The following is a 10,756-nucleotide window of genomic DNA, read 5'->3' on the forward strand; positions in this document are numbered from 1 at the left end:
CCGCCCGCCCGCACAACGACCTGCCGCGCTCGTTCGTCGACGAGGTGTCCGTGAAGCCCGCCCTTCTCGGCCTGCTCACGCGCATCCTGCCCATCGATGCCGACCTCATGACCGTCCTCGACGAGGACTGGCGCGTCGCCCGCGCCACCGGCACGGCCACCGGGTCGCGTAACCTCGTCACGTTCCCGCTGCGCTACCTAGTCGAGGACGGCTCGGCGCCCGTCACCGTGACGATGCGCCGCCAGACGCGCGCCGGCGAGGCCCGCCACTGGCAGCTCACGCTCGTCGACGGCGACGACGGCACCGGCAACGCCCACGAGGCCGCCGGGCTCGAGGGCCTGCCGCAGGCCGCCGGCGGCTGCTGGGCCCAGCTTGCGCCCAAGCCCGCCGCAGGCACCGCCTCGCCCGACCCCATCCGCGACCTCGCCCAGTTCATGGAGATCGGCACCTGGGAGCTTTGCCTGGGCACGCTTGCCACGGCCGCCACGCCCGAGCGCTGGAACTATCCCGGCGAGGGCGTGGGCCGCGCCAGCCGCTACGGCGTCCTGCGCGACTACCTCGCCGCCACGCTCGCGCGCGTCCGCGCCACCGGTGCGCTCGCCGTCTCGGCCGACGGGACGCTTACCGCGTTCGACACCGGCCTCGCCACGGCCATGGACGAGGAGCTCTACGCCGTGATGTCTGCCACCGGCACCGACATCCCCTGGCACCTCGACGGCTTTGCCACCGCGGGCGCCGGCGAGTTGGGCGCCCGCCTCGTGGCGCAGCTGCCCGAGCTGCCCGAGCGAGCCTCCTACCTGCGCTCGATCGACGACGTCTGCGTGCGCGAGGACGCGCTCGTCATCCCCGACTACCGCTCGATCCTGGCCGACGGCGCAGACCGTCTGCCAAGGGGCTTCCTCACCGAGCAGCTCACGGGCACCCACGCGGAAGAGGCGCTCGAGGCGCTGCTCGGAGGCGGCACTCCCGCCGAGCACGCGAGCGCGCTGCGCACGCTGTCGCGCACGATCTCGGGCGAGCCGGGGCGCTACCGCAAGACGTGCCGCGCCATCGACGACGCCATCGACCTGGCCCGCAGACGTAGCTGCCGAAGCTACCGCTACGTGGCACCCGCCTACGACGCCGCGCGCGACCGCATGGTCATGCTGCTGCCGCTCGCCATCGTCGACGACGCGCAGGTCGACTGCGCGCTGACACTCGAGCTCATGCCCAGCGGCGCCTACCAGGCCGCGAGCGTCGTGTCGCTGCCGTGCGCCTACGCGGCCGCCCGCGCCGTGAGCGCCGAGGTGCCCACCTGGCTCACTGCCGAGAAGGCCCTCGCGTAGACGCGGCCGGCACTCTTATGCCGCGCTCGTGCTCGCGACAGCAGCATCGAGAAGGCACTCGGGCAACGGCGGCCGGCACGTACTCGCCGCCTCGCCCGTGGACCCTCACCGCCTCACCCGTGAACCCTCGCCTAGCTGCGACTTTCATACACAACGAGACACGCCCTCCGCGCCCTCCCTGCCCCCAGAATCCTAGGAAAATGCCGTTAACCCCATCCGCTAAATCGGGTTAACGGCATTTTCCTAGGATTCTGTAATTGGGGGGGGCGCCGCGCCTGCTCTACTCCAGATACCGCCCGCGGAGCTCAGCAACGTCGGCGTCGGTGACGCCCAGGGCGTCATGCACGTAACCGTCGAGGCCGCCAAACTCGCGCTCAAGCCCCGCTACGGCGGCACGGATGAAGCGAATGTTGGCGTCGGTGCGCAGGCTCGGCGCCTCGTCGGTGTAGAGGTTGGTTGCGAGGTAGTCGTCCTCCATCTCAGGCCCCGGCACGCCCAGGATGTGCTCGAGCACCATCGTGCCCATGCCGCAGCGGTCGCGACCCACGTGGCAGTGCCACAGCGCCGCACCCTGCGTGTTCTCGAGAATCGAGCGGATGAACAGCCCATAGGCCGCGATGCCCGCCTCGCTCGTGAGGTGGTGCGGGTAGAACTCCTCCATGTAGGCGGCGGGGTCCTCGTCGTTGTCCTCGAGATCCGCAAGGCGGCGACGCGCCTCGGCGCTCTGTGAGATGCCTGCGAACACCTCATGCAGCACGTCGGCGTGCACGAAGCGCGCCTGGGGCAGTGCTCTCATGGGGTCGGGCGTCTCGGCCAGCTCGTCCTCGCCGCGGAAATCGACAACAAGCCGCAGGTCATAGACGTCACGCAGACGGGCGAGGTCCGCGTCGCTCGCCCAGCAGAGCAGGCCGCTACGCAGCAGCAGCCCCTTGCGCACATGACGCCCGTCGACCGCGGGCAGGCCGCCCAGGTCGCGCGTGTTGGGGAGCTTCTCGAAGTCGATGCGCCCAAAGTTGGGGCGCAGCGGGTTGTCGTTCGGCCCCGCCAGCGGGCGTCTGCGGTCAGCCACGCGTTCACAGCCCTTGCTACTCATTGGCACCCTCGCTCTCCCCCGCCGCGGGCACCGCGCCCGTGGCAAGAATCTGCTCGAGGGCATCCTCGTCGAGCACTGGCACGCCCAGCTGCTGGGCCTTCGTGAGCTTGGAGCCGGCCGCCGCGCCCGCGATCACGTAGCTCGTCTTCTTCGAGACCGAACCCGAGACCTTAGCGCCAAACGCCTGCAGCGCGGCCTTGGCGTCGTCGCGCTTGTGGCGCTCGAGCGTGCCCGTGAGCACAAACGTGAGGCCCGCGAGCGTCTGCGGGGCCTGCTCGCCGCGCTCCTCCTCCAGCACCACGCCCGCCTCGCGCAGGCGCTCCACCACGGCGAGGTTCTCCTCCACCGAGAAGAACTCGCGCACGCCATGGGCGATCTTGGGGCCCACGCCCTCCACGGCCGCGATGCGCTCCTCGTCCGCCGCCATGAGCTCGACGAGCGAGCCAAACTCGCCGGCCAGCGAGCGGGCCACCTGCTCGCCCACGTGGCGAATGCCCAGGCCAAACAGCACGCGCGCAAGGCCGCGCTCGCGGCTCTCGGCAATTTGGTCCATGACCTTGGCCGCGATGACCTTGCCCACGAGGATGTCGTCACCCGAGACGCTCACGCGCCCCGTCGGGCAGGCGGCCAGCGCGCTTTCGGTGAGGTTGTCGTAGAAGTCCGCCACGTCGGAGACAAGCCCCGCGGCCACGAGCTTGCCAATGAGCTCGTCGCCCAGGCCGTCGATGTCCATGGCCTTGCGGCTCACCCAGTGGGCGAGGCGCTCGTGGGCCTGCGCCGGGCAGTCGATCGACACGCAGCGGAAGGCCACCTCGCCCTCCTCGCGCACGACGGGGCTGCCGCAGCTGGGGCAGTGCGTGGGCATGTGGAACTCAGTGGCGTCCGCCGGGCGCAGCTCGAGCACGGGGCCCACGACCTCGGGAATCACGTCGCCAGCCTTGTGGACCACGATTGTGTCGCCCACGCGCACGTTCTTGCGGCGAATCTCGTCGAGGTTGTGCAGGGTTGCGCGCGCGATGGTGGAGCCCGCGACGACCACCGGGTCGAACTCGGCCACAGGCGTGAGCACGCCCGTGCGACCCACCTGGATGCGAATCTCGCGCAGCACGGTGCGCTTCTCCTCGGGCGGGAACTTGAAGGCGATGGCCCAGCGCGGCGCACGGGCGGTAAAACCCAGCGCCTCCTGCCCCGCGAACGAGTCGATCTTCACCACGACGCCGTCGATGTCGTAGTCGAGCTCGTCACGGTGCGCCAGCGCCTCGGCACAGAAGTCGTGCACCTCGTGGGCGCTTGTGCAGCGGCGGGCGTTGGGGTTAACGTTGAAGCCGCAGCTACGGAGCCACCCGAGGAACTGCCACTGCGTGGAGACGGCCAGCGGAGCTTCGTCGGCCACGGCGTAGATGAACGTCTCGAGGTCACGGTGAGCCGTGATCTTGGGGTCCTTCTGACGAAGGCTTCCGGCCGCCGCGTTGCGGGGGTTCGCGAACGGCTCGCGGCCCGCGGCGTCGGCGTCCTCGTTGAGGCGCACGAAGCTGTGCTTGGGCATGTAAACCTCGCCGCGCACCTCGATGGACTGGCCTAGGCCTCCGTCGGTCACGCGGGCCAGGCCGTCCGCCGCGAGGGCGTGCGGGACGTCCTTGATGGTGAGAACGTTGGCCGTGACGTTCTCGCCGGTGGTGCCGTCGCCGCGGGTGGCGGCGCGCACAAACTGGGCGTCGCGATACGTGAGGGCCACGCCCAGGCCGTCGATCTTGAGCTCGCAGGTGTAGGCAACCGGATGGTCGGGCGTGGAGCCCAGGGCCTCGTCGGTGCGGGCGAGCCACTCGTCGAGCTCGGCGAGGTTCATCGCGTCATCGATCGAGTACATGCGCTGGGCATGGCGCACCGGCTCGAACTGCTCGGAGACGTAGCCGCCCACGCGCTGGGTGTAGGAGTCGGGCGTGACGAGCTCGGGGTGCACGGCCTCGATGGCCTGCAGCTCGCGAAGCAGGCGGTCGAACTCGGCATCGGTGACGGCCGGGTCGTCGAGGGCGTAGTAGCGGTAGGCATAGACGTTGAGCAGGCGGTTGAGCTCCGCCACGCGCGCCCGCGGGCTCGTCGCTGGCTGCTCTGGCGCCGCACTCGCGCCCCTCTCGTCCATGTCGCCAAACAGCGACGTCTGCCCCTCGAGCGCGTCCTTCTCGTTTGCCACGTCTTCTCCCATCGTCTGCGTTTTCCGCATCCGATGGTACCGCAGCTTGCGGACACCCCGCGAGCGCGAGGGGTGCGCGGAATCTGCGCGCGGACGAGCCATCTACCGAACGTAAGCGCAAGCGGCGCGGCTGACGCACCCGCGCAAGCCGCCACGACCTTATCGCCCCGCTCTAAAACTGGCTCCTGTATTAGTGGAGAGGGACGCGAGAGCACCGGGTGCACGCAATCGGGGGTAGTGCATTCCGCTCCAGGTCCACGGCGACCCCGCGGAGACCGCACCTGCACGCGAATCGGCCTCGTGCATCCCCGGCCGGGCCCGCGCCAGCTCCTTGACCCCCGGGGACGAATGCACTAGGCCAAATAACGTGCAGCATCCGCCGCGGGCGTTACTCTCCCCTAATACACAACCCCAGATAACGTGCAGCGCCCCATCGCATGCAAATCTCCCCTAATACACAAGACCGGGATACGTGCAGCATCCGCCGCCAGCACGCGCCCTGCGCAGCAAAAACGGGGCGGAGAAGCACGCGCTCCCCCACCCCGCAAGGCTTACGTATGTCGCCGCAGCGCGCTCACCGTAGCCGCGTCAGCCGCCGCATCGCCGCAACCGCACCAACCGCCGCAGTCGCTATTGCCTATCTGCTGCTCAGGCCACCGTTGCCGTTGCCATAGCCGCCACCGCTGCCGTAGCTGTTGCCGTACTGCTCGAGGTACTGCTCGAGCAGCGATCCTTGCGACGAGCTGTCGGAGTCTTGCTGCTGCTGGAGCGCCTCGTCGCTGCCCAGCGTCACCTGCACCTGCATCTGCTTGCTGCCGCGCATGAGCGTCACGGTCACGGTGTCGCCCACGCTGTGGGAGCGCACGGCCAGGAGCATGGCATCAGAGCTCGTGATCTCGTCATCATCGATGGCGGTCACCACATCGCCCTGCTGAATGCCGGCCTGCTCGGCGGGGCCGCCAGCGGCCACCTCGGCCACGTAGGCACCCTGGTTCACCGACAGGTTGTTGCTGCGGGCGTTCTGGGCGTTCACGGTCTGGAACGAGCCGCCAATGTAGGCGTGGGTCACGGTCTCCCCGGCGATGAGCTTCTTGGCCACGTCAACGGCGTAGTTGCCCGGAATCGCAAAGCCCACGCCCGAGCTCGAGCCCGAGTAACTCTCGATGAGCGAGTTGATGCCCACGAGCTGGCCCTTGCTGTTCACGAGGGCACCGCCGGAGTTGCCGGGATTGATCGTGGCGTCGGTCTGGATGAGGTTCGTGTAGATGGTGTTGCCCGAGGTAGACTGCAGCATCGTCGAGCGATAGAGCGAGCTCACGATGCCCGTGCTGACGCTCTGCTCGAGGCCGAACGGGCTGCCCAGGCTCATGACCCAGTCACCCACCTGCAGGGAGTCGGAGTCGCCCACCTCAACCGGCGTGAGCGTGGCGCCCTCGGCGTCAATCTTGATCACGGCAAGGTCGCTCGACTCGTCGGAACCCACCACGGTGGCGTCGTACGAGTCGCCGTTCACGGACACGCTGATGGACTGCGCACCCTCGATGACGTGGTAGTTCGTGAGGATGTTGCCGTCGGTGTCGAGGGTGACGCCCGAACCCACGCCGTCGCCCTGGGCCGTGGTGACGCTCACCGACACCACCGACGGCAGGGCCTTGGTGGCCACGGCGTTGGCAAGCGTGGTGTTGGAGTCGTCATCGGAGTTGACCGTGATGGTCTGGCTCGACCCCGCGGACGAGGCGCCACTCGTGGCCACGCTCGCACCGGTGCCGCCCACCAGGCCAAAGCCCAGCAGCACGGCCACGACCGCCGCGGCACCCAGCACGCCGCCAAGCAGGCCAAACGCAAAGGCCTTGAGGCTCGTGCGGGGCTTCTTGGGTGGCTTGGGCGCCGGCGCGCCCGCGCCCGTGGGGTCTGCCGGGCTCGCCGGGGAGGCAGCCCTCGTCTGCTGTGCGGTGGAGAAGGGCGGGACGGGCCCGGGCTGCGTCCCGTTCAAGTCGTTGTACTCAGACATGTTCTCGCTCCTTTGCGACACGCGCGGCGCTCGCGCCACGGCTTTTTTCTATCAACGTTGTACCCCTCGCCCAAGACAAAAAACGCGCGGGCGGCACCAGACCACCCGCGCGAGACAACGCTTACAGCAAGCTGAAAATATGGCCGAGAGGCACGCCAAAGACGGCGGCGAGACAGCCGAGAAACCCCAGCCATGCAGGGCAAACCTAGAGCTTGAAGAGGTAGCCCACGCCGCGCACCGTCACGATGTGGCTCGCCACCTGAGGACCCACCTTGGAGCGCACGCGACGGATGTGCACGTCGACCGTGCGCGTGCCGCCGCAGTACTCGAAGCCCCACACGCGATGCAGCAGCGTCTCGCGCGAGTAGGCGCGGGAGGGGTGCGTCGCGAGGAACGACAGCAGCGAGTACTCCATGAGGGTGAGGTCGACAGGCTTGTCGTCGATGTTGATCTGGTAGGTGGCGAGGTTGATCGTCATGTTGTCAATCACGACGATGTCGCTGGGCGCGTTCTCTTCGCCCGGCCACAGGAGCTGGGTCATGCGGACCTCGAACTCGGCGGCACCGGCGGTGGCGAGGATGAAGTCGTTGCGGCCCTGGACGGGCATGCGCTGGGTCGAGAGCTTGTCCTCGTCGGTCACGAGCAGCTGCGGGATGCAGCCATTCTCGGCCGAGTAGGTCGCCACGCGCGAGACGAGGTCGTCGGAGGCACCGGCCAGGTCGAGCGTCACGAGGCCAAAGTCGCTCGCGCTCGAGATTGCCTGGTCAAAGGTGTCGGGCGTGGCGAGCAGCACGGAGATGTCGAGCTCGTGTGAGAGTTCGCGCATACGGTCGTGAAGCCTGGTGGTGCGCGATATGAGAAGGACCTTCTTGTGGTGCATGCGGGTGCTCCCGTGTCCTTGGGGACTCATCGCCCCTGACCTACTCATTGGGGTCGTTGTCAACAGAGATTAGCACGAATCCACTGGTCATGTCGGCTAGCGGTCTGCCTCGTTAACAAAGCGAAACGCTGGTATTTCGAGAAGCGTGCGGCCGAGAGGGGCAATGCGCCGGCCCTTCTTTTCAGAAAGGGTGGCAAAGGGCTCTGACCCCTTTGCCACCCTCGCGATGGAAAACGAGGCGGAGGGACAGTCCCCTCCGCCTCGTTCCTACACGTCCTTGATGTTGCCGAGGAACGCCTGTGTGCGCTCGCTCTTGGGGTGGTCGAAGACCTCCTCGGGCGTGCCCTGCTCGACGATGACGCCGCCGTCCATGAAGACCACGCGGTCGGCCACGTCGCGGGCAAAGCCCATCTCGTGGGTCACGACGATCATCGTCATGCCCTCGCGGGCCAGGTCGCGCATGACGCCCAAGACGTCGCGCACGAGCTCGGGGTCAAGGGCGCTCGTTGCCTCGTCGAACAGCATCACGTGCGGGTTCATCGCCAGGGCGCGGGCGATGGCGACGCGCTGCTGCTGGCCGCCCGAGAGCTGCGAGGGCATGTAGTCGATGCGCTCGGCCAGGCCCACCTTGGTGAGCTCCTCGACGGCCACGCGCTCGGCCTCCTCGGGGCTGCGCTTGAGCACCTTCTCCTGCGCGAGCATCACGTTCTTCTTCACCGACAGGTGCGGGAAGAGGTTGAACTGCTGGAACACCATGCCCAGCTGGCGGCGCACGGCGTTGATGTCGACGCCCTTCTGGGTGATGTCGGTACCCTCGAAGACGATCTGGCCGCTCGTGGGCGTCTCGAGCAGGTTGACGCAGCGGAGCATCGTGGACTTGCCCGACCCCGAGGGGCCCAGCACCACGACGACCTCGCCACGGTGGACGTCGAGGTCGATGCCCTTGAGGATGACGGTCTCGCCGTCGTAGGTCTTGTGCAGGTCGCGGATAGAGACGACGACCTCGTCGCTGTTGCCCGTGGGCGCCGCGCCCGTCTCGGCCACGCTCTTGTTCTCTGCCATGCTACGTTGCCTCCCTTAGGCGATGTGGTCGCCGTCGATGACGCCGGCTTCCTTGAGGGTCTTCTTGCGGCGCTTGCCCGCGTCGGTGCCCAGCATGCGGGCCTCGAGCTTGCCCACGAGACGGGCCAGCGGGATCGTGACCACCAGGTAGAACAGGGCGGCGACGATGTAGGGCGTGATCGAGCCGGTGGAGGCCACGATGGTCTTGGAGTACATGACGACCTCCATGACGCCCACGGCCGCCAGCAGCGACGTGTCCTTGTACAGCAGGATGAACTCGCTGGTCATCGTCGGCAGGACGTTGCGGAACGTCTGCGGGATGATGACGTAGACCATCGTCTGGAAGCTCGTCATGCCCAGCGAGCGGGCGGCCTCGGACTGGCCCTTGGGAATCGACTGGATGCCCGCGCGGAAGATCTCGCACAGGTAGGCGGCCGAGTTCATCGCCAGCACGATGACGCCCAGCGGGTAGCTGGGGATCTGAAGACCCGCGAGCGGCAGGCCAAAGAAGGCGATGTAGATCTGCAGGAAGGCGGGCGTGCCTCGCACGATGTTGACGTAGAAGCCCGCAACGGCCCGCAGCACGCGCAGCTTGGAGATGCGCATGAGGGCGAGCACGAAGCCAAACGGGATGGCCAGCGGGAAGGCCACGAGCACGATGGCCAGGGCCATGAGGAAGCCCTGGAAGACCGACGGGATGCTCGACACCAGGATGGGCGGGTTGAGGAAGAGGCGCAGGAACGTGTTCTCGTTCCACTTCTGCACCCAGCCCTGTTCCTTGAGCCAGTTGGCGGCCGAGTCCCACGGGCTCACGCTCGTCACCGAGATGGCGGGCACGTCGGAGAGGTCGTGGCTCGAGCCGTCGGCCAGGGTGTAGGAGGCGCTCATCTGCTCGTCGCCGCCCGAGGTGGGAAACACCACCTTGTAGAGCTCGAGGCGCACGTAGGCGCCAGCCGGGGCGTCCTCGGCGAGCGCGAAGGTCACGGACTGGCCGTCGGAGCTCACCTCGGTCTTGGGACGGTCGCGCGTCATGAGGTCGTCGCCGGAGAGCAGCGTGAGGCGCGCGTCATCAGTGGAGTACGAGGTGCCCTCGGGCAGGGTCAGCGTGACACTCTTGACCTGCTCGGAGGCGTCGGCCTGACCCTCCCAGGTGATGCGCGTCTCGGAGCCGCCGAGCACCTCGCTCGAGCCGCTGCCGTTGGGCTTGGCCGAGCACTTCTGGGTCTCGAGGGCCTGGGCCGCCATGGGCGAGACAAGCGTGAGCGCGCACGCGAGCGTGGCGAGTGCGACGGCGAGCGCACGCAGGCGCGGTCGGGCCTTCTTGGTGTTGTCGAGCATGAAATCCGTCCTTTACGGCAAACGCCCCTCCCCCGATTGCGGGAGAGGGGCACAACCATATTCCCTAGGGAATTCTACTAGCCAAAGTACTTGTTGACGATGGAGTCCATGGTGCCGTCGTCGGTGAGGGCCTGGAGGGCGTCGTTGACCTTGGCGAGCAGGTCGGCGTTGTCCTTGTTGATGGCGATGCCGTACTCCTCGCCCGTGGCGATCTCCTTGATGACCTGGGCGTTGGTGTAGGCGTCGGCGACCATCTTGGCGGCGACGGCCTTGTTGGTGACGACGGCGGTGGCGTTGCCGGCCTGCATCTGGGCGAAGCAGTCGGTGGCGTTGGTGAAGGGCTGGGTGGTGGCGTTGGGGAAGTTCTCCTGTGCGTAGGACTCGCCCGTGGTGCCAGACTGCACGGCGATGACCACGCCGGCCTGGTTGAGGGCGTCGGTGTAGGTGTCGGCGGTGACGTCGGCGTTGTCCTTCATGGCAACGATACCCAGGTCATCGATGTAGTACGGATCAGAGAAGTTGACCTGCTCCTCGCGCTCGGGCTCGATGGTGATGCCGGAGAGGCCCAGGTCGACCTGGCCGCCGGCGGCCACGGCGGGCACGATGGCGTCGAAGTTGAGGCTCTTGATCTCGAGCTCGAGGCCAAGCTTGTCGGCCAGGGCCTTGGCGAGGTCCATGTCGAGGCCCACGTACTCGTCGTTCTCGAGGTTCTCGAACGGCGGGAAGTCGGGCGAGGTGCCCACGGTGAGCTTGCCCGCGGTGACGAGGGAGGCGGCGTCGGCAGCAGCGGTGCTGGCGGCCTCGGTGGTAGCGGCGGTGTTGCCGCCGGTCGAGCCGCAGCCGGCCAGGGCTGCGA

At 67.9% G+C, this 10,756-nt stretch carries 8 protein-coding genes; 1 reads left to right on the plus strand and 7 read right to left on the minus strand.

Annotated elements, in window-relative coordinates:
* Positions 1–1,325 (plus strand): DUF3825 domain-containing protein (locus AC1VTH_RS03805; protein ID WP_481334772.1); only part of this gene is annotated, 1,325 nt, incomplete at its 5' end.
* Positions 1,326–1,605: 280 nt separating this feature from the next.
* On the opposite strand, the gene AC1VTH_RS03810 is transcribed toward AC1VTH_RS03805, so the two are convergent.
* The 7 genes from AC1VTH_RS03810 to AC1VTH_RS03840 all read right to left on the minus strand — a co-directional run.
* Positions 1,606–2,394, minus strand: a complete 789-nt coding sequence (locus AC1VTH_RS03810) for a tyrosine-protein phosphatase (protein WP_481334774.1) — start codon at positions 2,392–2,394, stop codon at positions 1,606–1,608.
* 16 nt (positions 2,395–2,410) lie between these two features.
* Positions 2,411–4,558, minus strand: coding sequence for an NAD-dependent DNA ligase LigA (gene ligA, locus AC1VTH_RS03815; protein WP_481334783.1), 2,148 nt, complete (start codon positions 4,556–4,558; stop codon positions 2,411–2,413).
* Between the two features lie 688 nt (positions 4,559–5,246).
* Entirely contained in the window at positions 5,247–6,620 is a 1,374-nt protein-coding gene (locus AC1VTH_RS03820) for a S1C family serine protease (protein WP_481334775.1), read from the minus strand.
* A 205-nt stretch (positions 6,621–6,825) separates the two neighbouring features.
* A complete protein-coding gene (locus AC1VTH_RS03825) occupies positions 6,826–7,500 on the minus strand; it encodes a response regulator transcription factor (protein ID WP_481334777.1) in 675 nt (224 codons plus the stop codon).
* Between the two features lie 267 nt (positions 7,501–7,767).
* Positions 7,768–8,562, minus strand: a complete 795-nt coding sequence (locus tag AC1VTH_RS03830; RefSeq protein WP_481334779.1) for an amino acid ABC transporter ATP-binding protein — start codon at positions 8,560–8,562, stop codon at positions 7,768–7,770.
* A gap of 15 nt (positions 8,563–8,577) precedes the next feature.
* Positions 8,578–9,900 carry an amino acid ABC transporter permease gene (locus tag AC1VTH_RS03835; RefSeq protein ID WP_481334780.1) on the minus strand — a complete coding sequence of 441 codons (1,323 nt, stop codon included), beginning with the start codon at positions 9,898–9,900 and terminating at the stop codon, positions 8,578–8,580.
* A gap of 77 nt (positions 9,901–9,977) precedes the next feature.
* A partial coding sequence (locus AC1VTH_RS03840) for a transporter substrate-binding domain-containing protein (RefSeq protein WP_481334781.1) occupies positions 9,978–10,756 on the minus strand: 779 nt, incomplete at its 5' end.

The organism is Parolsenella sp. (assembly GCF_982402205.1).